The organism is Desulfovibrio sp. JC010 (assembly GCF_010470675.1).
GTDB lineage: Bacteria > Desulfobacterota > Desulfovibrionia > Desulfovibrionales > Desulfovibrionaceae > Maridesulfovibrio.
The window spans coordinates 176,823-203,537 of sequence record NZ_VOIQ01000001.1 but is presented as its reverse complement, the minus strand read 5'-3'; the positions used below and the strand labels follow the sequence as shown (position 1 = coordinate 203,537).

22 protein-coding genes are annotated in these 26,715 nt (G+C 50.1%); 13 read left to right on the top strand and 9 right to left on the bottom strand.

From position 1 onward, the window contains the following. The first annotated feature begins 23 nt into the window (after positions 1 to 23). The 4 genes from flgL (at position 24) to FMR86_RS00970 (ending at position 4,352) form a co-directional block, all read left to right on the top strand. Positions 24 to 1,232, top strand: a complete 1,209-nt coding sequence (flgL, locus tag FMR86_RS00985) for a flagellar hook-associated protein FlgL (RefSeq protein ID WP_163349202.1) — start codon at positions 24 to 26, stop codon at positions 1,230 to 1,232. 25 nt (positions 1,233 to 1,257) lie between these two features. Continuing rightward, positions 1,258 to 2,985 carry a flagellar filament capping protein FliD gene (fliD, locus tag FMR86_RS00980; RefSeq protein WP_163349201.1) on the top strand — a complete coding sequence of 576 codons (1,728 nt, stop codon included), beginning with the start codon at positions 1,258 to 1,260 and terminating at the stop codon, positions 2,983 to 2,985. 20 nt (positions 2,986 to 3,005) lie between these two features. Further along, the gene (locus tag FMR86_RS00975) at positions 3,006 to 3,809 is read left to right on the top strand and encodes an AraC family transcriptional regulator (RefSeq protein ID WP_163349200.1); all 804 of its coding nucleotides are present in this window, start codon (positions 3,006 to 3,008) and stop codon (positions 3,807 to 3,809) included. Between the two features lie 204 nt (positions 3,810 to 4,013). Continuing rightward, entirely contained in the window at positions 4,014 to 4,352 is a 339-nt protein-coding gene (locus FMR86_RS00970) for a tRNA-binding protein (RefSeq protein WP_163349199.1), read from the top strand. Here the strand turns inward: FMR86_RS00970 and FMR86_RS00965 are convergent. From FMR86_RS00965 to FMR86_RS00950, 4 genes are read right to left on the bottom strand one after another with little or no spacing between them, the layout of a single operon-like run. After that, positions 4,349 to 5,464, bottom strand: coding sequence for an MBL fold metallo-hydrolase (locus FMR86_RS00965; RefSeq protein WP_163349198.1), 1,116 nt, complete (start codon positions 5,462 to 5,464; stop codon positions 4,349 to 4,351). The genes FMR86_RS00970 and FMR86_RS00965 overlap by 4 nt on opposite strands. A 48-nt stretch (positions 5,465 to 5,512) precedes the next feature. Further along, a complete protein-coding gene (locus FMR86_RS00960; protein ID WP_163349197.1) occupies positions 5,513 to 8,641 on the bottom strand; it encodes an efflux RND transporter permease subunit in 3,129 nt (1,042 codons plus the stop codon). Continuing rightward, a complete protein-coding gene (locus FMR86_RS00955) occupies positions 8,638 to 9,678 on the bottom strand; it encodes an efflux RND transporter periplasmic adaptor subunit (RefSeq protein ID WP_163349196.1) in 1,041 nt (346 codons plus the stop codon). Before FMR86_RS00955 ends, FMR86_RS00960 begins: the two co-directional genes overlap by 4 nt. Continuing rightward, on the bottom strand, positions 9,668 to 10,303 hold the full coding sequence (locus FMR86_RS00950) for a TetR/AcrR family transcriptional regulator (RefSeq protein WP_163349195.1): 636 nt from the start codon (positions 10,301 to 10,303) through the stop codon (positions 9,668 to 9,670). The genes FMR86_RS00955 and FMR86_RS00950 overlap by 11 nt, the downstream gene beginning before the upstream one ends. A gap of 321 nt (positions 10,304 to 10,624) precedes the next feature. Between FMR86_RS00950 and FMR86_RS00945 the strand changes: the two genes are divergently transcribed. Next, entirely contained in the window at positions 10,625 to 11,779 is a 1,155-nt protein-coding gene (locus tag FMR86_RS00945) for a multidrug effflux MFS transporter (RefSeq protein WP_163349194.1), read from the top strand. A 78-nt stretch (positions 11,780 to 11,857) separates the two neighbouring features. On the opposite strand, the gene FMR86_RS00940 is transcribed toward FMR86_RS00945, so the two are convergent. Beyond that, positions 11,858 to 12,157, bottom strand: a complete 300-nt coding sequence (locus FMR86_RS00940) for a putative quinol monooxygenase (protein WP_163349193.1) — start codon at positions 12,155 to 12,157, stop codon at positions 11,858 to 11,860. Positions 12,158 to 12,401: 244 nt separating this feature from the next. On the opposite strand from FMR86_RS00940, the gene FMR86_RS00935 reads away from it, so the two are divergent. Both FMR86_RS00935 and FMR86_RS00930 read left to right on the top strand, forming a co-directional pair. Then, positions 12,402 to 13,850: a DNA-3-methyladenine glycosylase 2 gene (locus FMR86_RS00935; RefSeq protein WP_163349192.1), complete on the top strand. Its 1,449-nt coding sequence runs from the start codon at positions 12,402 to 12,404 to the stop codon at positions 13,848 to 13,850. Positions 13,851 to 13,852: 2 nt separating this feature from the next. Further along, positions 13,853 to 14,341, top strand: a complete 489-nt coding sequence (locus tag FMR86_RS00930; protein WP_163349191.1) for a methylated-DNA--[protein]-cysteine S-methyltransferase — start codon at positions 13,853 to 13,855, stop codon at positions 14,339 to 14,341. 8 nt (positions 14,342 to 14,349) lie between these two features. On the opposite strand, the gene FMR86_RS00925 is transcribed toward FMR86_RS00930, so the two are convergent. The 3 genes from FMR86_RS00925 to FMR86_RS00915 all read right to left on the bottom strand — a co-directional run bounded on the left by FMR86_RS00925 (position 14,350) and on the right by FMR86_RS00915 (position 18,566). After that, positions 14,350 to 15,438, bottom strand: coding sequence for a tetratricopeptide repeat protein (locus tag FMR86_RS00925; protein WP_163349190.1), 1,089 nt, complete (start codon positions 15,436 to 15,438; stop codon positions 14,350 to 14,352). A 152-nt stretch (positions 15,439 to 15,590) separates the two neighbouring features. Next, on the bottom strand, positions 15,591 to 15,974 hold the full coding sequence (locus FMR86_RS00920) for a pancreas/duodenum homeobox protein 1 (protein ID WP_163349189.1): 384 nt from the start codon (positions 15,972 to 15,974) through the stop codon (positions 15,591 to 15,593). Positions 15,975 to 16,100: 126 nt separating this feature from the next. Beyond that, positions 16,101 to 18,566 carry a PAS domain S-box protein gene (locus tag FMR86_RS00915; RefSeq protein WP_163349188.1) on the bottom strand — a complete coding sequence of 822 codons (2,466 nt, stop codon included), beginning with the start codon at positions 18,564 to 18,566 and terminating at the stop codon, positions 16,101 to 16,103. A 180-nt stretch (positions 18,567 to 18,746) separates the two neighbouring features. Between FMR86_RS00915 and FMR86_RS00910 the strand changes: the two genes are divergently transcribed. The 4 genes from FMR86_RS00910 (at position 18,747) to FMR86_RS00895 (ending at position 23,129) form a co-directional block, all read left to right on the top strand. Next, on the top strand, positions 18,747 to 19,709 hold the full coding sequence (locus tag FMR86_RS00910; protein ID WP_163349187.1) for a DUF523 and DUF1722 domain-containing protein: 963 nt from the start codon (positions 18,747 to 18,749) through the stop codon (positions 19,707 to 19,709). After that, entirely contained in the window at positions 19,702 to 21,261 is a 1,560-nt protein-coding gene (locus FMR86_RS00905; RefSeq protein ID WP_163349186.1) for an SDR family oxidoreductase, read from the top strand. Before FMR86_RS00910 ends, FMR86_RS00905 begins: the two co-directional genes overlap by 8 nt. Positions 21,262 to 21,358: 97 nt before the next feature. Beyond that, positions 21,359 to 22,585 carry a deoxyribodipyrimidine photo-lyase gene (gene phrB / locus FMR86_RS00900; protein ID WP_306770939.1) on the top strand — a complete coding sequence of 409 codons (1,227 nt, stop codon included), beginning with the start codon at positions 21,359 to 21,361 and terminating at the stop codon, positions 22,583 to 22,585. Positions 22,586 to 22,766: 181 nt separating this feature from the next. Next, entirely contained in the window at positions 22,767 to 23,129 is a 363-nt protein-coding gene (locus tag FMR86_RS00895; protein WP_163349185.1) for a hypothetical protein, read from the top strand. A gap of 54 nt (positions 23,130 to 23,183) precedes the next feature. On the opposite strand, the gene FMR86_RS00890 is transcribed toward FMR86_RS00895, so the two are convergent. Then, the gene (locus FMR86_RS00890) at positions 23,184 to 24,206 is read right to left on the bottom strand and encodes a substrate-binding domain-containing protein (protein ID WP_163349184.1); all 1,023 of its coding nucleotides are present in this window, start codon (positions 24,204 to 24,206) and stop codon (positions 23,184 to 23,186) included. Between the two features lie 216 nt (positions 24,207 to 24,422). On the opposite strand from FMR86_RS00890, the gene FMR86_RS00885 reads away from it, so the two are divergent. After that, on the top strand, positions 24,423 to 25,031 hold the full coding sequence (locus FMR86_RS00885; protein ID WP_239057102.1) for a M15 family metallopeptidase: 609 nt from the start codon (positions 24,423 to 24,425) through the stop codon (positions 25,029 to 25,031). Between the two features lie 215 nt (positions 25,032 to 25,246). Further along, positions 25,247 to 26,260, top strand: coding sequence for a peptide-methionine (R)-S-oxide reductase MsrB (gene msrB, locus FMR86_RS00880; protein WP_239057101.1), 1,014 nt, complete (start codon positions 25,247 to 25,249; stop codon positions 26,258 to 26,260). The last annotated feature ends 455 nt before the right edge of the window (positions 26,261 to 26,715 follow it).

Genomic DNA, 26,715 nt, shown 5'->3' with positions numbered 1-26,715 from the left:
GGGTGTTGTCTCAGGAGGCAGTCATGAGAGTAAGTACTTCACAGATTTATGACCAGAGCATGAACAACGTAACCAGGTCGTTGTCTGATTATCTGAATGTCAACGAACAGGTGGCAACTCAGAAAAAGCTTAATGCCCCCTCCGATGATCCGGCAGGTATGGGCAATGTGGTCAACCTGCGCAGCTACGACCAGACTCTGGAAAGCTATTACAACAACACCGAGTACGCCGGAAGCCTGCTGGGCACAGCGGACGGTCTGCTCAGTGAAGCCAGTGAAGTCATGATTTCCGTTAAGGAGCAGGTGGAGCAGGGTTCCACCGGGACTTATACTGACGACCAGCAGCAGTCCATGGCCGTTAATATGATCGGCTATCAGGATGCCATGCTGGCTATCGCCAATGCGGAACTGGGTGACGATTATCTTTTTTCCGGTGAGTCAACGGATACCGCGCCTTATGAGTATGTACCCGGTGTGACCGTGACCGGGGATTCCCCGGCAGAAAGTGATTTTGTCTCTTTCACAGGTTCTCTGGATGACCCGGTAATTGTTGAATTCACCTCGGACGGTACCATCGGCACCGATGCAGTGGATTACCGCTATTCGCTGGATGGCGGCAACTCATGGCTGACCGGGACCATGGACGGCACGGCTACGCCCCCGGACACCACCATGGAACTGGGAGATGTATCCGTGGAAATGAACGCGGGGACAGCGGTCACTGCTTATGATTCGGATGACAAAACAGGCGGGCAGTTCGTGGTCCGTAATTCCATGCAATACAACGGGGCGGATGAAGCCATGGCAATCAATATTTCCGAGAGTACCGAGCTGGAAGTAAATTCCGTGGGCAGTGATATTTTCGGCGGCATTGATCCTGACACCGGGGAGCCGTTTCCGGACCCGAATATGTTTGAAGCCATGAGTGATTCCATCGCTTACATGTGGATCGGGGATGAGCACGGCACGGCGACTACCCTTGAAACCATAGATGACGGCTACAACAATATGCTCATTGAAACATCCAATGTAGGTGCCCGTGAGGAAAAGGCCGATTTTACCGGGCAGAGTCTGGAGCTGACCCGTGAACGGGTGGCCTCGGCTATCAGCGATGAAGAAGATGCGGACAGTGCGGAACTGAGCGTGGAACTCAGCCGGGCGGAGTACATCTATAATGCGGTGCTCAGTTCAACATCGAATGTTATCAGCATGTCGATCATGAATTATTTGTAATTTTTTTATCACAAGGACGTGAATCATGGCAGTAGCATCAGTTTCTACCGGCACTTACGAGCCCACCAGTACTTCCGGAGGTTTCAAGATCAACGGACTCGGAGACGGCACGGACTGGACCGATCTCATTGCTGCTTCTGTGGAGGCGGAAAGCTATGAGCTTGATCAGTATAAGGAAGATCTGGAAGAAGCGGAAGCAATCTCGGAGCTTCTTGAAGCACTCAATGAAGAGGTCATTGCTCTTTCTACTACTCTGCAGGGCTTTGACGAGATGGATGAATTTATGTCCTACTCCGTGGCAACCACCGGGGAGGGCGAGGTGCAGGCTGCCATTGAGGACGGAGCCACCGAGGATTCCTACAATGTTGTCGTAAACCAGCTGGCCCAGAAGGATGTCTGGATTTCAGAAGGGATGTCCATTACCTCTTCCGATCAGCAGATTATTTCAGCGGACTCTTCCATCACCCTGTCTTATGCCGGGGAGGACATCACCATGGATGTCACCGCCGGAACCACGGCACAGGAACTGGTGGACCAGATCAACAGCGACCCGGATTTTGATGACAAGATAAGTGCCTCCCTGATCAGCGATGGTGATAATTATTACCTCAAGTTCAGCGGTGCGGATACAGGTGCGGATAATGCCATAGTGCTTACTGATTTGAGTGCTATTGACGGTTATTCCGGTACTTCTTTCACCAATACCCAGACCGCCCAGAACTGCCAGATGAAGGTGGACGGATTCCCGTCCGGAGCGGATGAGTGGATTGAGCGGGATTCCAACACAGTTGATGATGTTATCGACAATATGACCCTGACCCTCAATGCAACTACGGATTCGGCCGGTATCAATCTAGGAGTTTCTTATGATACGGATGCCATGATCGAAACTATTGAGACTTTTGTCTCCGAAGTGAATCAGCTGTTGTACGACCTGTTGGATGTAACCGGAGAGCTTACCGATGTTGATGATGAAGATGACGGCACAGTTTATATCAATGATGCCACCCTCGGCCTCGTCTATGACTCCATCAAAGATGCTTTGACTTCTGCGGGACTCGGTTTTCAGTACTATGACAGTGATACCGGGGAAGGAGATTTGTTTGCTTCTCTGTCAGCCATTGGAATAACCACCGACAGCACTGAAGGTTCATCCACTTTTGGGCAGTTGCAGGTTGATTATGATGAGCTTGAGGAAGCACTGGCCGAGGACCCGGAAGCCGTGGGGCTGCTTTTTGCCGCCAACGGAGAAGCGGAAACGGACAGTTCCGACCTGCAGGTCATTTCCACCATTTCCGGCCTGACCGGTGCGGGGGAATATGACGTGGAATATACTGTTTCCGGCGGAGCAATCTCTTCGGCCACCATTAACGGCGTGGATATGTTCATAGATGGAAATACGATTCTGGCAGGCAGCGACAGCGATGCCAACGGTCTTTATCTGGAGGTTTCGGATTTGACGGATGGATCATATTCCAGCACAGTTACAGTGAAGCAGGGCAAGTGCAGCCAGCTTGCTGACCTCTGCTCGGCTGTGACTGATGTTTCCACCGGAAGTATTCCTTTGCTCTCCGCAAGTTATGCCGATCTGACCAGCAAGCTTGAAAGTGATATTTATGACGAAGAAGCAAGGATCGATGCATACCAGACCCGGTTGGAAGAAAAATATTCCGCTCTGGATACGATGCTTTCTTATTATTCAAGCGTGGAGAGCCAGCTCGAAACCACTTTGGCTTCCCTTGATTCAAGCTAAAAACGGACTTGATGCATGAGATGAAAAACGACCATAAGCTGATTTATTCTTCGCCCAAAGAGGGGCTGGAAGTGCTCTCATGCAGTAGCGGGCGGGAGTTCAAAAGCCATCTGCATGACGGGTACGTGCTCTGGCTCAATTCCGAATCCGGGGAGAAGTACAGCCTTAAAGGCTGTACCGGTATCCTGCAGCCCGGTTCCATCAGCATCATCGAGCCGGAAACCATCCATTCCAACAGCCCTTGTTGTACCGAGCACCGTCATCTGCGCAGTTTTTATTTTTCCGAAGAATTCGTCCGTTCCCTGAATTTGAAGTTGCTGGGCAGTGAAAACGCACCCTCGCCATTTCGCAACAACCTGCTGGAGAATAGGAAGCTCTGGTTGTCTCTCTCAAATCTGCACCACAAACTGCTCAACACCGCCCATAAGCTGGAAACTGATGAATCCATTCTCTCTGTACTTTCCGGTCTGTATAAAAATATTGATGAGCGTGATTATATCCCCGGCAGCGAGGACAAGCGGGTCGATATGGTCATTGACTACCTGCACGCCAACATCGACGGCAACCTTTCTCTTGCCGAACTCGCTGATCTGGCCGGATGTACTGAATTTCATCTGATCCGTATTTTTCGCAGCCACAAAGGGCTGCCGCCGCACTCTTTCCTGATTCAGCTGCGGCTTGAAAAGGCCCGCAGGCTTCTCGCTGCCAATTCCAATATCGCCGATACCGCCATTCAGTGCGGATTTTCCGACCAAAGCCATCTGACCAGATTATTTAAGAATCGTTACGGACTTACTCCCCGCCAGTATCAGAAGAGTATTTGATGCGCTGTCGCGCTTTAAGAATTAAAAGATGATGCCTCCGGCGGCTTAAACCCTTTTGCAAAAGGGTTTAAGAATCCCAAAACCTTTTGTTAAGCTTCGCCGGATAGATTTATCAATCGTCACTGATGTCAATTTTATTCAATATTCATAATTCCGGTTTCGTTATTCTCTCCCCACGATAACAACATCTCAAGGAGAAGAATAATGGATACAATCAGCTGGAATGATTTTGAAAAGGTAGAGCTTCGGGTCGGGAAGATCGTTGAGGCCCGGGTCTTTGAAGAAGCCCGCAACCCTGCCTATATCCTGCATATAGATTTCGGGCCGGAAATCGGCATGCGCAAATCAAGTGCCCAGATTACCAAGCTTTATTCTGTGGAAGAACTGCCCGGCAAGCTCGTGGTGGGTGTGGTCAATTTCCCCAAAAAGCAGATCGGGCCGCTAATGTCCGAGTGCTTGGTGACCGGATTCCATAATGAAAATGGCGAGGTTGCACTCTGCGTGCCGGATAAGGAAGTGCCGCTTGGGGCGAAGCTTTGTTAATTTGCAACAGCTAATTTCTGTTCATCGGCAGGTTCCCACCATGCAGTGTGTGTGGATTTGCCGGGTATGCAGAATTCGCCCATCTGCGGGGTCAGCAGCTTAATCCCTTGTGCTGCTGCCAGAGCGGACACCCTGCGGATGGGCTCATCCCACTTGTGAAAGGCCAGGTCGTAAGCTCCCCAATGTACCGGGAGCATGTATTTTCCACCCAGTTCAAGGTGCGCCTGTACGGATTCCTCGGGCATCATGTGCACGTCTTTCCAGCCTTTGTCGTAGGCACCGCATTCAACCATGGTCAGGTCGAAGGGACCGTATTTCTCGCCTATTATTTTAAAACGTTCATCGTATCCGCCGTCGCCGGTGTAATAGGCACTGTGTTTGCTGCCTTTAAAGATGAAAGAAGCCCAGAGGGTTTTGAACCTGTCACCCAGACCTCGCCCTGAAAAATGCTGCGTAGGAGCGGCAATGATCTCCACATCCTTGATAATGATGGATTCATCCCAGTCCAGTTCCACAATCTGTTCCGGCTTGCAGCCCCATTTGCGCAGGTGCGAACCGACTCCCAGCGGAACGATGAAAAGCTTGGTGCGCGGGGCAAGGTGCTTGATGGTTGACATTTCCAAGTGATCGTAATGATCGTGGGAAATGACCACTGCGTCCACTTCCGGGAGTTCTTCGCGTGCGATTGGAGCGGCCTGAAAACGGTTGACCGTGAACGGCACCGGGGAGGCATTGCCGAAAACCGGGTCGATAAGCAGCCGAACCCCGTCAATGTCCAGAATCATGGAGGAATGACCCAGCCATGTGACCTGCAAATCTGCGGGCTGGGCAGGGAATGATTCTTTGGTAAGATGATAGTAGGGCAGTTTTTCAGCGGGCTTGCGGCTGAGGTCAAAGAAGAAGTTGATCATTTTGCCGAAGGTAAAGCCTTCCACTGTCATATTGACCGGATGCTCGTTGATGAAGGTGCCGTTTTCGAAATGGGTTGATTTTTCATACATGGTGCTTTCCTCAAGAGACGGGGCGTGGCCCATCTTGGAGCAGGCCGGGATTCCGATGGAAATCCCGGCTGCTGCCAGCAAAGTGAGTATATAAAGTATTGCTTTTTTCATTGAGTTTTAATTTAAGTGGTAATTAAGGCTTAATCCTCAGACTTTTGTCTAATTCATGGCCTGCGCAGCCATTTTGGCTGCTTTTTTTCGGGCCGCGCGTTCCTTCCAGCTTTCCTGTAAAGAACATAGCGTGGGCACGACCACGAGGGTCAGCACGGTGGCGATGGCCAGCCCGAAGATTACGGCTACGGCCATGGGGCCCCACCACTGGGAGGTCTCACTGCCCATGTCAAGACGCATGTTGATGAAGTCGAAGCTCACTCCTGTCGCCATGGGGATCAACCCCAGCACGGTGGTGATGGCGGTGAGCAGTACCGGGCGGAAACGGGTCAGCCCGGCTTCGATGAGTGCTTCGCGGGCATTTCGGCCCTGTTCCTTGAGCTGTTCAAAATAGTCAATAAGCACGATGGCGTTGTTGACCACGACCCCGGCGAGGGAGAGGACCCCGACCCCGGTCATGATGACCCCGAAGGCGGTCCCGGTAACCAGCAGCCCGACCATGACCCCGCCCAGCGAAAGGATGACCGCAGTCAGGATGATGAACGGGGTGGCAATGGAGTTGAACTGGGTGACCAGTACGATGAAGATCAGGAACAGTGCCCCGGCAAATGCTTTTTCAAGGAATGCGGAGGCCTTGGCCTGTTCTTCCTGCTCCCCGGTGAATTTGTAGGAGTAGCCGCGAGGCAGTTCTATGCCGGATACCGCCGCATTGATGTCGGCGATTACTTCTTCGGCCAGACGTCCCGAGACATCGGCGGAGATGGTTACCACCCGTTTCTGGTCAATGCGGTTGATACCGCCGAGGCCCCCGCCCATGGTTACATCGGCAAGGCTGGTGATGGGGATCGGTTCACCCTTGGGGCCGGACACGGTGATGCGCCGGATATCTTCAAGGGAATCGCGGTTATGCTTGGGCAGACGGGCCACAATATCGTATTCGTCCTTGCCTTCGCGGTAGACCCCGACCTTAAAGCCGTTGATGGCGGTCTTTACGGCCTGTGCGATGGTGAAGGCGTCAAGGCCCATGATAGCCGCTTTTTCCTTGTCCACATCCACGCGGATTTCCGGTTTGGCGGAGATATAGTTGTCTTTAAGGTCCACCAGTCCGGGGACGTTTTTAATGGCCCGTTTGAAGGATCCGGTGATTTCACCTAGCTTACGCAGGTCCTTGCCGTAAATTTCCATGTTGATGGCACTGCCTGTGGGCGGGCCCATCTTTTCCGGTTCCGCGCGAACTTCCGCGCCCCGGATGGCGTGTTGCAGACGTCCGCGGATTTCATCGGTGATTTCGGATGAAGGGCGGCTGCGGTCCTGAATATCAAGGTAATCGAGTTTCACAAGGCTGTAGTGGGTGCCGATTTCATCAGACTGCCCGGATTCACCTGTGTTGGCGATGACGTATTCAATATCCGGGTATTCTGCTGCGATTTTTTCGACAACTTTAACAAACTGGTCCGAGGCTTCAAGGTTGGTCCCCACCGGGGCCTTGATTTTGACGTCTGAACGTTTTGGCTCGGTTTTGGGCAGGAATTCCACCCCGCGTCCGAACATGCCGAAGCAGACTGTGGATGCAACGAGGAAGCCGAAGGAGAAAAGCACCACCAGTATCCTGTGGTCCAGGGACCATTCAAGGATGGGGCGGTAGAAGTTCTTCAGGGTTTCCATCATGCGGTCGATGAAGCCGGGGTTGGCGTTTTCGTCCTGCTTGGGCACATCCTGAAACTTTGCCGAAAGCACCGGGTTGATAACCAGAGCCACAAAGAGCGATGCAATCAGGGCAATGATAACGGTGATGGGCAGGTAGCTCATGAATTCGCCCATGATTCCGGGCCAGAAGACCATGGGGAAAAACGCGCCCACGGTAGTCAGGGTGGAGGCGATAACCGGCCATGCGACCTCGTCGGTGGCATCCATGGCTGCCTGAAAACGGGATTTACCCATGCCCATGTGGCGGTAGATGTTTTCGACCACAACAATACCGTTATCAACCAGCATGCCGAGGCTCAGGATCAGCGAGAAGAGGATGACCATATTCAGGGTGTAGGAGAAAATCTCCAGCACAGTGAAAGTGATCAGCATGGACAGCGGAATCGCCAGCGAAACAAACAGGGCCGAGCGTCCGCCGATAAAGGCGAAGACTACGATGAGCACCAGCAGCAGTCCGGTAATGATGTTGTTCTGCAGGTCGGCAACCATCTGGCGGATTTCATCGGACTGGTCCGCGGTCATATCGATCTTCAGGGTCGGCGGCAGAATCTGCTGCTCTTCCCTGATGATTTCCTTGGTTGTATCAATGATACGGATGATATTTTCCCCGGCCCGTTTTTTCACTTCAATGGTTACACTCCGGATTCCGTTAAAGCGGCTTTTGGAGGTCGGGTCTTTGTAGTGGTCACGGATGGTGGCGATGTCGCGCAGGTAGATGGGGCGGCCGTCTTTTTCGTAGACCACGATTTTATCAATTTCGTCCGGGTGCTTGAAATCTTCCGGCACACGCACGAGGTATTTGGATTTGCCGATTTCAACGGACCCGCCGGGGGTGTTTACGTTGGCATTCTTCAGCGCATTCAGCAGGCTGGAAATGGGAATGTTGTAGTAGGCCACGCGGTCCATATCGAATTCCACGTGAATTTCACGTTCCAGTCCGCCGATGATCTTGGCATCGAGCACGCCCTGTACTGATTCAATGCGGTCTTCCAACTGCTCGGCAAAGACTTTCAGCCGTTTCAGAGAGAACGGGCCGGATAGGACCACGTTCAGGATGGGCTGTTCCGAGAGGTTGACCTCGTTGATGACCGGTTCGTCGGGCAGGTCTGCGGGCAGGTCCGGTTTGGCCTGATCCACCTTGTCGCGGACCTTTTGCAGGGCGTCGTCGATATCCACATCGGGGTTGAATTCAACTTTGATGATGGATACCCCGTCATCGGAAATGGAGGAAATCTCCTTGGTCCCGGAAAGCCCTTTGAGCTTGCGCTCGATGGGCATGGTGATCAGGGTTTCCATGTCTTCCGGGGCCACGCCTTCGAAATTTGTCTGTACAAAGATGTAAGGGATGGTGATATCCGGATCACTCTCGCGGGGCAGGGATGCGTAGCTCGAAATCCCGGCGATGATGATGAAAACAAGCAGGACCATTACGGTGGACTGCCTGTTCAGTGCTGCCTTGTTGATAATCACTGGGTCACCACCTTCATGCCGTCTTCAACCATGGTATGCCCGGCGGTGATCAGTTTTTCCCCGGCCTTCAGACCTTTGGTGATCTGGGCGCGGTCGCCGTCAATTATGCCGAGTTCAACTGTGCGCACGTGGGCCAATCCGTCTTTTTCCACGTAGATGATCCTTTCACCGCCCTGATTGATAATGGCGGAAAGGGGAGTAGTCACGGCATCGGTCACGGTGCGGCGCAGCAGGGAAACACGGGCCAGCATTCCGGCGCGGATTTCCCCGGCCTTGTTGTCGGTGAGTACTTTTACTTCAAAAGTCTTGGAGAAACGGTCCGCCTTGAAGGAGACGAAATCAATCACGCCTTCCCATTTTTTGCCGGGCAGGGCGTCTACAGATACGGACACTTTCTGCCCTTTCTTGATATATGAAATATCCATTTCAGGCACGTTGATGTAGGTTTTGATGGTGGATGAATCCACGATATCAACCACATTGGCACCCACTTCCAGACGTTCGCCGCGGTCAATGTAACGCTTGTTGATCACCCCGGAGATGGGCGCGCGCACAATACCGTATTCAACGTTGACCATCATTTCTTTAAGCGAAGCTTCACTCTGCTCCAGTTCGGCCTTGATCTGGTCGTACTCCTCCTGGGCCAGCACGCCTTTGTTGAGCAGTTCCTTGCGGCGGCGCAGCTGTTCGGCAGCGAGTTTTTTGGCCGCCTTGGCTCGGTCGAATTTAGCTCCGCTGGAGGCTCCATCCAGACGGGCGATGAGCTGGCCTTTGCGTACAGTGTCACCTTCTTTTACTCCCAGCCAGACCACGGTCCCGGCGGATTCGGAAGACACGCAGACGTCTTTGTCCGGTACTGTCTCACCGGGCAGGGTCAGCATATCTTCAATTGTGACCGGAACAACTTCAACCACGCCGACCCGGATTGCTTTTTCCGGGGCAGCAGTGCTGGCTTCGGTCTTGGGGTCCGAGTCACAACCGCAGATGGCGAAAAGCATTATTAGCAGTGAGAGGGGAATGAAATGTCTATTTTTCATTGTATTTTTCCTTAATGGCTTTCAGGGAGCCGAGGATGAAGGTGGTGTAAAAATCTATCATGAATTCAAGCTGTTCTTCAGAATTGATTTCCCCTTCCGGGTAATGAATAATCATCAGGAAGTGGTGAACGATAACACCGCTTGCTGCCATGCAGGCCTGTTCCAGAATTTTGGGATCGTCCAAGGGGGCCAGCAGGTCCCTGACCATGGGGAAGAGTACTTTTTCTTCAATTGTGTCGTGGCACTTGAAAAGTTCCGGGTCGCAATCTTCAGAGACATACTCTTCAAGTAACAGTCTTATCTGGCGTTTTTTGGTTTTTTCAGGATCATCGTAGGTGCAGAGCGGGTACAGTTCATTGCGTACATATAGCCTGAGTTTTTCTTCCGGCGGCAAAGCCTGCACGGATTCTTCCAGCATGGTGGAATGTTTCATGGACTGATCCATCCACAGCTGCAGCACCTGATAGTAAAGTTTGCGCTTGTCGCCGAAGTGGTAGTTGATGGCCGCCACGTTGGCATCAGCTTCGGCGCAGATATCGCGCACGGTGGTGGCTTTGAATCCTTTTTCACAGAAAACCCGGCTGGCGGCTGCCAGAATCCTGTCCTTGGTGTTTTGATCGCTCATATATTATCTCCAACAATGATTTAAACAACGTTTGAAGTTTTGTATGATTGCGTGTGCGCTTAGTCAAGCAGAATTTGAAACAATGTTTGAATCTTTGTTTCGTGGTTTAGTTTAGCTTTGGGAAGGTGAAATTTTTGTGATTGTGAAGAAATGTAAAAAAAGCTGCTATAAGCGGTTTAACAGTTGACCTGTTGCACTGCCGGGCCTAATATCTTCAAATCCTGTCTCCGGCTCTAACGCATACCTCGCTTTTTCGCCTGACGTTTTTCCGCTTTTTATCTGAATAAATCCGTATCATTTTAATTTAATAACCGTACCGCTATGCCAAATTTTCTTTTCATTACCATGTTGGCGGCTTTTCCCGCCCTTTCAACGGATATGTATCTCCCGGCCCTGCCCACCATTCAGGAGCAGTGGGGTATTTCTTTAGCTGAGGTGAACCTTTCGCTGGTGCTCTTTTTTATTCTGTTCAGTTTTTTCATGCTCATTTACGGTCCGCTTTCCGATAAATACGGTCGCAGACCCGTGCTTATCGGCGGAGTGGGCGTGTATGTGCTGGGCAGCCTGCTCTGCGCTTTATCCACCAATATCTGGTTTCTGGTGGCGGCCCGTATTGTTCAGGCCTGCGGGGCGGCTTCGGCTGCGGCTCTTTCCATGGCACTGGCTAAGGATCTTTACAGCGGCATAGAGCGGCAGAAGGTGCTGGCCTATATCGGGGTGATAATTCCCCTGTGTCCTATGATCGCGCCCATGCTGGGCAGTATGATGCTGGAATTTTTGAGCTGGAAATGGATTTTCGGCTGTCAGGCCGTGCTGGCTTCGCTTGCTTTTTACGGAACGCTGGTCTTTAAGGAACCGGAATTTGAAAAGACCGAGGGCGGGGTTTTGGAAATGCTCGGCCGTTATCTGGTAGTGCTCAAGAACGTTGAGTTCAGCACCTACTGTTTCGCCTTTTCAGTTATCGGCATCGGATTTTTCGGCTTTCTGGCCGGGTCTGCGGATATTTATATTCGTGGTTTCGGACTCACTGAGCAGCAATACGCCATGTTTTTCGGGTTCAATGCTATCGGTTTCATGACCGGATCATTTACCTGCTCAAGGCTGTGTGTGGGCTATTCATCCATGTCTATTCTGCGATTTTCGTTGGCCGGGGTGGTGTTGTCCAGTCTTGGGGTGCTGCTCTTCGGCGGTTCTGAGTACTCATTTGCCGTTCCCATGTTTCTGATGACTTTTTCTATCGGAGTGAGCCGGCCCATCAGCAACCATATGATCCTTGAGACTGTGGACCGGGATGTGGGCGCGGCTTCCGCTCTTTTGACTTTTGCCTATTTTATTCTCGGAGCAGCAGCCATGGAGCTTGTTTCTTTTGATTGGGGGTCAAAGATCGGCACTATCGGGCAGATGGGCATCATCGGCGGGGCGGTTCCACTGCTTTCGCTGTTCTGGGTGACCCGGCGAGTGCGTGGCAGCAGATAGTTTTCTATTCTTTCATAAGAAAATCCCGCGATGTATATACATGCGCGGGATTTTCTTATGCAGTTTACGTTTTATTAATTATTCAGGAATGGAATCAATAAGTTCCAGCATTTCAAGCTCGCTTTCACCTGCGGCAAGCTTACCGATTTTTTCAACTGCTGCTTTGTAGTGGGCAGAATTGGAGTGGAAGTCGAAGGCAGCCTGATCCTTGAATTTTTCCACAAAACGGAACGCGCCGGGAGTGCCGATTACCCGGTGCAGTCTGTATTCCACTGCCCCTTCCTCTGTTGCGGTACCCTTGACCAGTTCACGCAGGACTGCTTCCAGTTCCTGCTCTTTGCCTTCTGCTGCCTGTACTTTTGCGGTAAGTGTTATCATTTCATATCTCCAAGTTGATGTTTAGTTATGGTTGGAAATCTTGTACCCAAGTCTTGTGTAACACAGATCAGCATTTTGGATGAATTATGATGCCATTTCCGAAAATCGCTTGTGTTTGTATGTTCAATCTCATTAAAACTACTAAAAAGGTTTTGGGATTCTTAAACCCTTTTGCAAAAGGGTTTAAGCCGCCGGAGGCGAAGTCTTTTCAATTAAAAGCGCGGTAGCGCATCAACTATCTCTTATGACCAACCAAGATTACAGCAGAGCACGCATTAACAGAGACCGCAATTTTGACGGGAAGTTCTTCTTCGCGGTCAAAACTACCGGGATATTCTGCCGCCCCTCCTGCCCTTCACCACGGGCCAAGGAAGAAAATGTAGTCTATTATGATTCTATTTTTCAGGCTCTTGAAGCTGGATTTCGGCCCTGCCTCCGTTGCCGTCCGGATATTAGTATCGAGTACGGTGCCGGTTATCCATCGTCTCATGAACTGGTCAATGAAGCCCTGCGCATGATTTATGACGGTTTTCTCAACTACCATTCGCTGAGTGATCTGGCAATGGAGCTTGGTATTACGGACCGACACTTGCGGCAGCTGTTTGTGGAGCGGCTGGGCGTGCCTCCGGTAAAGATGGCCCGTTATCATAAGGCTATGTTTGCCCGCAAAATGCTGCTTAATTCAACCGGCTCCATTACCGATATTGCCGCTGCTGCCGGATTCGGTTCTCTGCGCCAGTTCAACGATGTCTTTAAAAACGTCTTCAATATGACACCCACGGCAATGCGCCGGGAGCTGGGACGGTCCGTTGATGCACGGGAAAATACGACCCTGTTTTTGAAGTATGAACAGCCTTTTGATTTCGGGCAGATGCTTTCTTTCATGCGTGAGCGTGCTTTGAAGGGCGTTGAAGTTGTAACCGCAGACAGCTATTGCCGCAGTTTCCGCACAGCCGAGGCCAAAGGATATTTTACGGTTACTGATGATCCCGCGCAGTCCGCCCTGCGTCTGTCCATATTTTCAGAAGACATCAAGTGTTATATGGAAATCTACAACCGGGTGCGGCGCATGTTTGACCTTGATACGGATTTCCGTATTATCGGTGCCCATTTTCAGGGTGATCCGCTGTTGGCAAAAGGAATGATCAATGGACATGTTCCCAGATTGCCCAAGGCTTTTGAACCGTTTGAGTTTATGATCCGGGCCATTCTGGGGCAGCAGATTTCAGTCAAAGCGGCCACCACCATGGCCGGACGTGTGGCGGAAAAAGCGGGACTTGTTTGCGGGGATGATTTTCCGCGAGGGTTGGATTACTTTTTTCCCGGACCGGAAGAACTGGCCCGACTTGATCTTGAAGGCGTCGGACTGACTAATAACCGGCGGCAGACTCTTTCCACTGCGGTTCAAGCGATTCTGAACGGTGCTGTGAAATTGAGTTCAAATCAATCGCTGGAAAATTTTCAGCGCGATTTTTCCAGCCTGAAGGGAATCGGGGATTGGACCGTAAATTATGTCGCCATGCGCGGTTTGGGGCTGCCGGACAGTTTTCCCGCCGGGGATCTCGGGGTGATTAAAGCTCTCGCAGTGGACGGGGTGAAACCTGCGCCCGGGCAGGTGCTTGAAATAGCTGAGAAGTGGCGTCCCTACCGCAGTTACGCAACACTTTGTTTATGGAATTCTCTGGGGAATTAATTATGACCGTATACTATACAAGATTCATGACACCGCTGTGCGAGATAATTCTTGCCGGAAACGAGGATGGTTTATCCCATCTGCATATGCAGACCGGGGAGGGTAAACGCATCTTTGAAATCAGCCCGGACTGGGTGCGTGACGATGAGTTCTTTTCTGAAATACGAGGGCAGATTGAGGAATTCGCAGCCGGAAAGCGGTCCCGATTCGATGTAAAAGTAAATCCGCAGGGCAGTGATTTTCAGAAAAAGGTCTGGTCGGAGCTGTGCAGGATTCCTTGCGGGGAAACCCGCTCATACAAGGAAGTGGCTGCCGCTTTGGGAAATGAAAAAGCGAGCCGGGCTGTGGGAACGGCCAATGGTAAAAATCCCATCCCGCTGATTATTCCCTGCCACCGGGTGATTGCGGCAAACGGAAGTCTGGCAGGATTTGCGCACGGCACAAGAATCAAACAACAATTGCTGGAACACGAAAAGAGCATTAGGCCCTGATAAATTCACTACTCCAGTCCGTCATCAATTTCGACTTTCGGGGAATCTTCTTTCGGTGTGGGATTCTCTTTCTGCTGTTTTTCAAGCATTTTTACGATCTGTCCATGAAGTGAGCGTGACGGCTCAAGGCTGGAATCAAGTCGCAGGCTGAGTTCGGTGTAATTCAGTGCGCTTTCGTAGTCCTTGGCGTAGGTGTATGCGCGGGCCATGTTGTAGTAGAGATTGGCGTCGTTGGGAGTAAAAGTGCATGCCTGATGGTAGGCTTTGATGGCTCCCTGATAGTCTCCGTCCTTGCGCAGCTTTACACCGAGACGGTTGAAGGGGTTGACCGCATCCGGTTCGTTCTGGATGATTTCAATGAACAATTCCTTTACGTTATCAAGGTTGTCCTGAACCGCGTAGATGTCTGCGGCCTTTGTCAGGTAATCCTGATAGCTGTTCATATCTCCTTTGCCTTTGTATGCATCGGCCATGCCTTTATATGCCTCGGCATACATTTCATTGAGGGCTATTGCTTTGTTGAAAGCAATGATGGCCTTGCCGAATTTTTCCTGGGCAAGGAAATTGAGCCCTTTCTCAAAATATTCTTCAGCGGGATTTTTATCCGCTTCAGTAACTTCATCAAGGATTTCAGAAAAGCTGTCGATGGCTTCGTCAAAGCTGCCGTTGGCAACCAGATCCCAGGAGGAGCTGAGAAGTTCCTGCTCGATATCGTCCGGAGTGGCACTCATATAAGCGGCAAAAAGGTGGCGCTTAAGGGTTTCCATGCTGTAGGGACGCAGTACATAGCCTCCTACTCCGGCGGCAATGGAATTAAGGACAGACTCTTTGCGTTTATCCGGGGTAACCATGATCACCGGAAGTGAGCGCGTGGCATGGCGGCGCAATTTGCGCACACAGTCCGTGCCGGAAGCGTCATGAATTGACTCATCCACCAGCGCAACATCTATTTCCCCATTCTCCAAGGCACTTACGGCGTTATCCAGATTGGAGTAAACATAAATATCAGACGCGCCAAGACCTACCAATGTCAGTCTGTCATTGGATATGTGTTTGGAGTTATTAGAAAAAATTCCGTATCGAAGTTCTTCGAGCATTCCCCGCCCCTGAAATGGTTAATTTATCTGTAGATAATACCTTTTCGTCAGGTCTGATTCAACTGAATTTCCACTTTAACGTGTTATTATGTTTCTCATATCAAATGAGACCCGTTTACCGGGGTCGGAAAACGGGTCTGGTCTTTTTTCAGCTAGCTCAAGCTGACGGCAAGAGGAATAACGTGCAGTTCCCTGCTTTTTTCCTGTGTGGAGCCGAGCTGCCAGCTTACATTTTCAGGCTTGCCAACTGCTTCGCCCACTTTTTCCGCAACACCCTGTATGTTGATGATGGGGTGACGGGAAAATACCTGCGGGAGACCGTAAGTCAGGTTGCAGGCCAGACAACAGCCCGGACGCTGACGCAGCTGCAGTTCAAAATGAACAGTATCTCCGTTGTCTCCGGCATAGGCCAGTGAAATGTCATAGCTGCCTTCTTCCGCGTCTCCGAAAAGGGCCTCAAAGAACTGGTTGGTCTTGTCTTCGGGGAAAATGTTGCTCATCATTTCCTGATTAAAAATATCAGAATATTGAGTCATGATAACTCCGGTCAGTTGTTTTTTGGTCTATTTGAGTAATCCGCCAAGCAATACTAGATGCTTTGAAAACCGTGTTGTGTCAACTCTTGCGGTACTGATTTTCCCTGAGCGGGAGGCTGTGAGAGGCTAATTCTTGCGGACAGATCCGGCCAGTATCTTTTCGAGATCCTTCATTTCAAAGGGCTTGCACAGATAGCCGTTAACCCCGGCTTCAAGGGCTGAGTACCTGCTTTCCTTATTGGCATGGGCGGAGAGGGCGATGATGGGAATGCTGCGCACATTTATGAAATCATTTGAGGTACGGATGGTCCTAGTGGCCTCAAGGCCGTCCATCACCGGCATCTGTATGTCCATGAGAATGGCATCGATCTTGTTGTCCGCCAGCATTTCAAGACACTCAGCACCGTTTTCCGCACAGATTACCTCATGACCCATTCTTTCAAGCAGTCTGCGGGCCATCATCCTGTTAACCAGTTCGTCCTCCACAAGCATGACTTTGAGCTTTGAAGACACAACCGGAATATCGGACAGGCTGTCGTTTTCATTAGTTGCCGGGGCTGATGTTTTAAGAGAGATTGCAAAATTAATTGAAGTGCCCTCGCCGAGGGTGCTTTTTATGCTGATGGAGCCGTCCATGAGGTCAATGAGCCTTTTGACAATGGACAGTCCGAGACCGGCACCTTTGTATTTGCGCGAGAGGGAACCGTCCACCTGGGTGAAGGAATCGAAAATGCTTTCCAGATAATTTTCCGGTATACCCACTCCGGTATCCTTTACCGTGAAAGTTAATTGCCGCTTATCGCCTGCGCAATCAATCCCGGAACCGACTTTCACCGTCACCGAACCGTGGTCCGTAAATTTTATGGCATTACCCATCAGGTTGAAAAGGATCTGTCTGATGCGTCCTTCGTCTCCCAGATAACAGTCTTCAACACCGGGATGAACGGTATATGAAAGGCTGATTCCTTTTTCATCCGCCTGAAGTTTGAACAGATCCATACTTTCAGTGAGCAGTCTGTCCAGTGAGAAGGATTCTTCGTAAAGATCGAGGGTGCCGACTTCCACCTTGGAGAGGTCCAGAATATCATCAAGCACGCGCAGCAGGTTGCGTGATGATTGCAGAGCAACGTTTATACAGTCACGGTGTTCCTGCTTCAGATCATCTGTATCCATGACCTGCAGCATGCCCATGACGCCGTTGAGCGGGGTTCTTATTTCATGGCTGATATTGGCCAGAAATTCGTCCTTGGTCTTGTTGGCTTGAATTGCAGACTCTTTGGCCTTGGAAAGTTCCCTTTCATCTTCCAAACGCTGGGTAATGTCGTGGATGATGGATATGAGCCGTGTTTTTCCTTTGAAATCAAAGGGACCGGAAAATACCTCAACGTCTCTTATTTCGCCGTCTGCAATACGGTGCTGGAAGATGAAGCTGGCAAGCTTGCTCCGCTTTGCCTCCTTCATTTTTGCTATTACTTCTTTGCGGGGCAACTGGTTGAGATCAAAAACGGTTTTTGATTTAAGCTCATCCCGTGAGTAACCATAAAATCTGGCCGCGGCCTTTGTCGCATCCTCTATTCTTCCGTTTTCCGGGTCGATGATGAACATGACCGAATGGTTGTCTTCAAAAAAAGCCCGGTAGTGCTCTTCGCTTTCACGGATGGTCGTATCAAATTTTTTGCGCTCAATGGCATGGGCTATCTGGTCGGAGCAGGCGGAAAAAAGTCGAATATCATCTTCTGAAAAAGCATCGGCATCTTCGTAATCCTGAATTACCAGCACTCCGATGGTTTTGCTGCGGATACGCATGGGCACCCCTATCCATATTTCAGGAATCCGGCCCATAATATCCATGGTTCCGTTTTTGATGGAATCCGTGATTTCCTGCTGCGTCAGGCGAACAATCTTGTTTCTCCGAATGGGCAGCAGGCTTATGCGTTGGTTGGAGGGAGCGTATATTTTTTCAATGGGTGGATATTCAGTAATTTCCTGATCAATGCAGTAAGTGAAATTTAGTCTTTCCTGTTGCTGGTCTATGAGTGCGATGAAAAAATTGTTTGCTTTCAACTCCTTGAGCAAAATTTCATGGATTGATCTCAATAGTTCATCCACGCTGCCTGTGGAGTTGGACTGGCCCATGATCTGGAGGAGTACGGACTGCAAGTGCTTGCTCCGTTTCAATTCCCGTTCTTTGGTTGTGATTTTTGTTATGTCTTCGGCGTAAATGGCAACACGGCTGACTTCGCCGTTGTCAAAGATGGGGTAGTGGGAATGGAGAATGGTTCTTCCGTCACGTACGTCTTGAAATTTGGCCGGTTTCCCGGTTTCTATCACTTTCTGCAATTGTTTGCGGCGCGAATCGGCCAGTTCAGGAGGCAGGTAATTAAATATGTTTTTGCCTGTCAAAGTCTGCGGTGTTGTTTCCAGAATCTCGGCAACTATACGGTTGACGTAGATGACCGTACCGTCTTTTTCAATCAGTAGAATGGACTGGGTGTTGGCATCAAGAAGGGCCTTGATGTTTTTTTCAGCATCAATTGCCTGTTGCCGGGCTTCTTTCAGCTCGCATTGTGATCTGTTCAGCAGTTCTTCCATAAAAAAAAATACTTTTAGTCAGTTGCAGGGATAATAATACTAGGTCAAAGAATTATATTTTTCCATCAAAGAATGAAAAAAATGATGAACCCTCGTAGCTGATTTATTATGACTCTGGTTTTCAGTCTGTTTATGGGGTACTTTGTATTAAAGTGGGAAAATTTATAGAGGAGTCCGGATATGAGTGATGTTGAAACGAATAGAATCCGGTTGGGAATAGCCAGATGTCTGCTGGGCGAAAAGGTCCGCTATGACGGCGCGCATAAGCTGAACCGCTATCTAAGAGATGTGCTGGGGCCTTATGTGGAGTGGGTTCCTGTCTGTCCTGAAGTGGAATGCGGAATGGGCATCCCCCGCGAAGCTGTCCGGCTGGTCGGGGAGCTTGAAAGTCCGCGGCTTATAGGCAGGAATTCCGGAGAAGACTGGACCGGACGCATGCAGGAATGGGGGCGTAAAAAGCTGGCCCTGTTGGAAAAGGAAAATCTCAGCGGCTATATCTTTAAACACGGCTCCCCCTCCAATGCCATGGGCAGGATGAAGGTTTTCGGTGCTGATGGGAAAATTTTTTATTCCGGCACCGGAATCTGGGCCCGTATGGTCATGGATCATTTTCCGGACCTGCCCTGTGAGGATGACGGCAGGCTGCATGATAACGGCATCCGTGAGAATTTTATCAACCGTATTTTTACCTTCAAACGCTGGAAGGATGCGATTTCATCAGGTCTGACTCCGGGGAAACTGGTGGAATTCCATACCCGGCATAAAATGCTGGTTATGTCCCATAATGAGGTGGTCTACCGTCAGCTTGGCAAATTGGTGGCGACAGCCGGAAGTGTTGAGCTCAATGACCTTGCCGGGGAGTATTCCGCACTGCTCTCAAAAGCGTTGACTTACAGGCCCACGCTGAAAAAGCATGTGAATGTGCTGACCCATGCGCTGGGACATTTTAAAAAGAATATTTCCGGGGATGAAAAACAGGAAATGCTGGAGCTGATTGAGCGGTTCCATAACAGGCTGATTCCGTTGATTGTCCCGATAACCATGCTTAATCATTACGTGCGCAAGTATGATAAAGTTTATTTACAGGAACAAATTTATCTCAACCCGTACCCTGCGGAACTCATGCTGAGGAATCATGTCTGATCGTCAAAATAAGATAGTCTGTGTGCTGGGGGCTACCGGATATGTGGGCGGGCGTCTTGTGCCGCAATTGCTGGAAAAGGGTTGGAAAGTCCGGGCCGTGGGCAGGTCGGCGGCCAAACTGCGTAACCGCCCGTATAGTTTTCACGAGAAGTGTGAAATTGTTGAGGCCGACCTTTTTGACCCAGAATCCCTGCGTGCAGCCTTGCAGGATTGCTGCGCGGTTTATTATTTGGTCCACTCCATGCAGCCGGGAAGCAATGATTTCGCCGGGAAAGATCGTCTGGCCGCTGAGAATTCCGTGCAGGCCGCGGAACAGGCCGGGGTGGAGCGCATAATTTATCTCGGCGGTATGGTTCCCGATGACCCCAACATCAGCCATCACCTCAAGTCCCGGGCTGAAGTGGGGGAGATCCTTTCTGCCGGAAAGGTGCCCTGTACAGTACTCAAGGCGGCGGTAATTCTAGGCTCGGGCAGTGCTTCGTTTGAAATCCTGCGTTACCTTGTGGACCGGCTTCCGGTTATGATCACCCCGCGCTGGGTGCGGACCGAGAGCCAGCCCATCAGCATCCGCGATGTGTTGTTCTATCTGGCCGGATGTCTGGAACACCCTGAAACTGCCGGGGAAAGTTATGATATCGGGGGGCCGTTCATCGAAACCTACGAAAAATTATTCCGCATTTACCAGCAGGAAGCCGGATTGCGCAAAAGGGTGATCATTCCGGTCCCGTTTATTTCTCCGAAGCTTTCATCATACTGGTTGGGACTGGTTTCCCCGGTTCCTGTGCCGCTGGCAGTGCCGCTGGTTCTGGGGTTGCGCAATCGGGTGGTCTGCAAAGAGTTCCGCATCCGTGAGATCATGCCCCGTGAATTGACTGATTGCCGCACTGCCATCCGCCGTGCTTTGAATAAGGTGGAGCAGGAAGTTGTCGATACCTGTTGGTCCGATGCCGGAACCCTCGGCACACCGGAATGGGCAATCTGCGGGGATGCCGGGTATTCCGGCGGAACTGTTTACCATTCCGCCTACCGCATCAAGCTGGAAGGCAGTTCAGAGCGGCTCTGGGAGAAAGTTGTTTCCATCGGCGGTGATGAGGGCTGGTATTGCTGCGATTCCCTGTGGTCTCTGCGTGGCTGGATGGATAAACTGGTGGGCGGTGTGGGGTTGCGGCGTGGGCGCAGGCATCCGGCTGAAGTCTGCGTCGGTGATGCTCTTGATTTCTGGAGGGTGCTGGATGTGCAGCCCGGCGAACGGCTGCTCCTGCTGGCTGAAATGAAATTACCCGGTGAAGCACTGCTGGAATTCAGCCTTGAAAATACCTTGGTCGGGGATACGGAACTGACCATGACCGCCCGTTTTCTGCCACGTGGGCTGGGCGGTATACTTTACTGGTGGTCTGTGTATCCGCTGCATTCCGTTGTTTTTAAGGGCATGGCCCGGTCACTGGCTGAGAAAAGCGGTTCCCGGATTATGGAAGGTCCGGAACTGCTGGACGGACCTGCCCCGCGTTGCCGTATTCCCGGAAGCAGGGGAGGGAATGGTGATCAAGGTTGACCTCAGAAGGATCAAGCAACTGAACGAGGAGGAGCAATCATCAGGTCCGGTAATTTACTGGATGAGCCGCGAACAGCGTGTCCGCGACAATTGAGGGTTGCTTCATGCCCGTGAATTGGCCGGTGATAAGTGCCCGCTGATTGTAGTTTTCTGTCTCGTGCCGACATTTATAGGTGCGACGTTGCGCCAGTATGAGTTCATGCTTAAAGGGCTTGCAGAGGTTGAGCGGGATCTTCGTAGCTTAGGGTATTCGTTTGCTCTTTTGGGCGGTGCGGCAGATGAAGTCCTGCCCGGTTTTGTGCGCAAAACCGGGGCCGGAGCCGTAGTCACGGACTTTGATCCTCTGCGTATAAAGCAGCAATGGCAGAAGGCTGTAGCCAGTGAAATCGATGTCCCGCTGATTGAAGTGGACGGGCACAATGTTGTTCCGGCCCGTTTTGCCACTGATAAATGTGAGTATTCAGCACGGACCATCAGGCCGAAAATTCACAGGTTGCTTCCTGAATTTCTGGAAGAGTTTCCGGAGCTTCTCCCTGCACAGAGTAGAAGCGATGAATTTCCTGCTGTGGATTGGAAAGAGGTGCGCCGGTGGATCGATGTGGATGAAAGCGTCGCTCCGGTGGACTTGATTCCCGGCGAGTCTGCGGCCCGTGCTGCTTTGGATTTTTTTGTGAGTAGCAGGCTGGAAAGATATGGGCAGGAACGCAACGACCCCAATGCGGAAGCAACTTCCCGGCTTTCAGCTTATTATCATTTCGGGCAGCTGGCCCCGCAGCGGGCGGCTCTTGCCGTGGCACAATGTGAGGCAGGTGAGTCTGTCGATTCATATCTTGAAGAATTGATCGTCCGCCGCGAACTGGCGGAGAATTTCTGTTTGCACACCCCTGATTATGATTCGTTACATGCAGCTCCCCAGTGGGCGTTGAAAACATTGACGGAACATGCTGCAGACCGCCGTGATTATTTGTATTTCTATACCGAATTTGAACAGGGACGCACTCATTCCGCCCTCTGGAATGCGGCCCAGCAGCAATTGCTCAAGTCCGGATATATGCACGGATACATGCGCATGTATTGGGCCAAGAAGATTCTGGAATGGTCGCCAACGCCTGAGGATGCACTGCGTATAATCATTACCCTGAATGACCGTTACCAGTTGGATGGACGTGATCCCAACGGCTATGCGGGGTCGCTCTGGTCCGTGGCCGGACTGCATGATAGGGGCTGGAAGAAGCGGCCCGTGTTCGGGTCAATCCGCTATATGAATGAGCGGGGCTGCCGCCGCAAATTTGATGTCGATGCCTACATTAAAAAATGGTCTTGAACAGCAAAGCGGCAATCCCTTTCCTGTAAAGAGAAGTAAGTGGGTGCTCTTTTTTGTGCTGCAATAGTCTGGAACCATGAAGTTTTATCGGGGTTTGTATTTTTTTAAAAAAACAATGCCTAAAGCGATATTGAGTGCTATACTGAAAAGGTCCTATAAATCTATTTTTTGGAGGTTTATCATGGCGAATATGGATTATCCGGGCCCGTGCCCCAGTTGTGTCGGTATTGACGGTTGCAGCACAGAAGAAGCAAAGAAGCAGGCCGTTAACCATTATTGCAAAGGTTTGGAAATGGAGCTTAATTCATGGAAAGCCCGGCTTTATGATGTTCTGGCTGACGACAAATCTGAAACTCTCAAAGACCAGATCGTGATGCTCAAGTCCACCATGAAAGAGCTTGAAGCGGTTGTTGCCCAGATGCAGGAAATCTGCCCCACCAGTCTGGGTGAGCAGGAGAAAGTTATTTCCGGTAAGCTGGAAGATCTGCGCGTGCATTACACCAAGGCCATGGAGGTACTGGCTCCCGGTTGGTTCGGCGGTTAATTAATAAAGCAATAGGTTGAGAATTGAAGGCTGGCTTATTTGTCAGTCTTTTTTTTAATTGAAGCAGATGGGGCAGACCGCTTTTTCTCTTTCGGTCATTTTTTGCAGGCATTTTAATGTGCTGGATATGTTAACGTTGTCCTGAGTTATTACGGTAACCGGACTTTCCATGGTTCTACCAACTTTTTTCCCGTCTATCAGGTCAATGGCTGCGTTAACCCCAAAGAAACCCAATGCATACGGTTTTTGGGCGATCAGTCCACTTACTTTGCCGTCTTTTATTCCCTGAACCAGATTTTTGTTATTGTCAAAAGCGATAAAAGGAATGCTGATATCCGGGTGTTTACTGAGCACATGGAGTACACCGTCTGATGTCGGTTCATTCACTGCGAATATACCGGCAATGGAGGGCAGGGCATTTAGAATTTCCCCCGCAGCGATTCTTGTTTCCCTTTCGCTGCCGTTTTCCATGTGCAGCCTGATCACGGACTGTCCCGGTAAGAGTTCATTAATCCTGTCGATAAAGCCCTTTTCCCGTAAAAATGAAGCTCCGTTTTCCGGGGTATGACCAATGAGTAGTATGGGACCTGTGCTCTTTATTTTTCCTGCCAGCATTTGGGCACCAAGTTCCCCGGCCTTGTAATTGTCTGTTGCAATATAGGTCTGGGGGGCTGTTGTAGTTACCGGGGAGTCTATTATCACTACCTTGATGCCTGCTTGTACGGCTTCTTCAATATCCTGATTAAGTTTTTCTTTATCTGCCGGAGCTATGACAATGGCTTCTACCTTTTTGTCAGTGTAGAACTTCAGCAGGTGTTGCTGTGCTTTGGATTTGTTTTCCACTCTTGGGCCGCGCCAGATGAGATTGATGTCTTGGCCCTTGATAGCGTCATGCGCGCCGACACAGAGTATTTTCCAGAAATTAAGGATTGTCGCTTTGGGGATGACCACGATTGTTTTTTGGGCATGGCCTATCGCAGGGGAACACAGTAAATATGCTACCAGAAAAAGGGCAGCAGAAAATCTGATGATAGTTGTGCGGCAGGTGTAAGTATGAAAGAATCTTGATTCTGGCATAATTGTTTGTTTTTTATGTGGTCAAGTCCATTAAATATGAATATCTTCTATTTAAATATATCGCAATTTATTTTGGTTTTATCAGTTGCATTGCATGTTGTGTGGATTGATTAATCTTGCGGAGGCTCCATGCGTATCAGGAAAATTATGATTTTCTGTTCCAGTTTGTTATTATTTTTTGCGTCAGTATTTCCTGCTTTTTGCGGGGAAGACAATTTGCCTGCGGATTTCTGTTATCTGGACCGGATTATTCCGGGAGCGGTTTATGATGTGCGCTATTTCGGGACGGATAATTTTGTCGGTGAACGTATTGACGGCTATCATGTTCCGCGCATCATCCTGAGCCGCGATGCGGCTGCCGCCCTTGCCGGGGTCCAAAAGGACCTTGCGCCTTTCGGGCTGGGACTCAAAATTTTTGACGGCTACCGACCGCAGGATGCTGTTCTCCATTTTGTGCGCTGGGCAAAGGATCTGGATGATACCCGCATGAAAGCCCGCTACTACCCTGATGTGCAGAAAAAGAATCTTTTCCGGGATGGATATATTGCGGAAAAGTCCGGGCATTCCAGAGGGTCCACCGTGGACCTGACTATTATTGACCTCAAGACCGGGCAGGAACTTGATATGGGTACGGGCTTTGATTATTTCGGTCCTAAATCATGGCCTGCCAATAAAGAGATGGGCATACAGGTGCGCGCCAATCGCGCTTTGTTGCGGGAAACAATGGTTCGCAACGGCTTCAGGCCCCTTAAAGAAGAGTGGTGGCATTTTACTCTTCAGTATGAGCCATACCCGGATACATATTTCAATTTTCCGGTAAAATAGCCGGGATTAGAATGTGTCTTTGATCAGCGCAGTCCTTCGGGACTGCGTTTTTGTTTTTTTAGCGATTGACTTTAGCTAATTTATTTTTATTTAGTAGTAATGATAATTATTTAAAGTAAGGTGTTTTTATGAATAAATTGATGCCGTTTTTATTCTTAATATTGGTGATGTTCACCGGGCATGCTTTGGCAATCGCGAATAATGGAGAAATTACGATGCAAAATAAAGTTGAGAATTTTGAAACCGCAACTGTGGCCGGGGGATGCTTCTGGTGTGTAGAGTCGGACCTTGAAAAAGAGGACGGAGTTCTCGAAGTTGTTTCCGGCTACTCGGGCGGCCATGTGGAGAATCCCACTTACGAGCGGGTCAGCACTGGAAAATCCGGTCATCTTGAGGTGGTGCAGGTCCGTTATGATCCTCAAAAAATAAGCTACAGGGAAATGCTGCTGGTTTTCATGAAGCATCATGACCCCACTGACCCCGGTGGTTCGTTCAATGACCGCGGCGAACAATATACCTCGGCAATCTTTTATCATGACCAAGAGCAGAAGAAGATAGCCGGGGAAGTCCTGCTGGAAATTGACGGGTCCGGTGTTTTTGATCAGCCGCTGGCAACAAAGCTGATCCCCTTTGCGAAGTTTTACCGGGCCGAGGAATATCATCAGGATTACTACAGGAAGAATCCTGTGCGTTACAATTGGTACCGCTTCATGTCCGGCAGGGATTCTTTTGTGGAGGAGCATTGGGCTGAAAAAAAGCAGGATATAGCCCCTCCTTCCGGCGGGAGGGATGATTACACGCGCCCGGATGATGCTGCGCTACGCGAGACTCTGACCCCGCTGCAGTTCAAGGTGGTCCGTGAAGACGGCACTGAGCCTGCTTTTAATAACGATTTCTGGGATAACCATCGCGAGGGCATTTATGTGGATGTTGTTTCCGGGGAGCCGCTTTTCAGTTCGCGCGATAAGTTTGACTCCGGCACGGGCTGGCCTAGCTTTACCCGGCCCATTGAAGGGCAGGGAGTGGTTGAAAAGGAAGACCGTTCCTTTTTTATGGCCCGAATCGAAGTCCGCTCCCGTAAGGCCGATTCTCATCTCGGGCATGTCTTTGAAGACGGCCCGCAGCCTACAGGGCTGCGTTACTGCATTAATTCCGCCGCTCTGCGGTTCATCCCGCTGGAAGAACTGGAGGCTCAAGGCTACGGTGAGTATTTAAAGTTATTCAAGTAAGTTTTCTGGTTTTGAGTCTTTCTTTAAATTTTATTTATTTTTCGTGTTGGGAGGTTATATTTTTTTCTTTTTTTAACTCAGTAGTAAATGCGACTTCTAAATTTATTAACTCTGATAAGTTCGTGATTGACGTAAATGTTTCAACTAGGGAGTAGGATATAAAAAAGATTGTAGTCATTTCTAAGAATTCAGTTGTGGCTGTAGATGGAAGACATATGATTAAGATGAGAGACGCTAAAGTTGGTAGAGTTGGAAACCATGAAGAATTTAGCATGTAACTCAGTGCATTATTGTAGCGGAGCCATTGTGCAAAATCTCCAGATTTTATTTTCTCAATAGTTTTATAGTATATAGTTAGGTTGACTGCGAGGAATGATGCACAGAAAATTGAGGATTGAATTGTATTGTTTTTAATGAATTTTATTACTAAAGCAGCAAGTCCAAATTTAATGGCT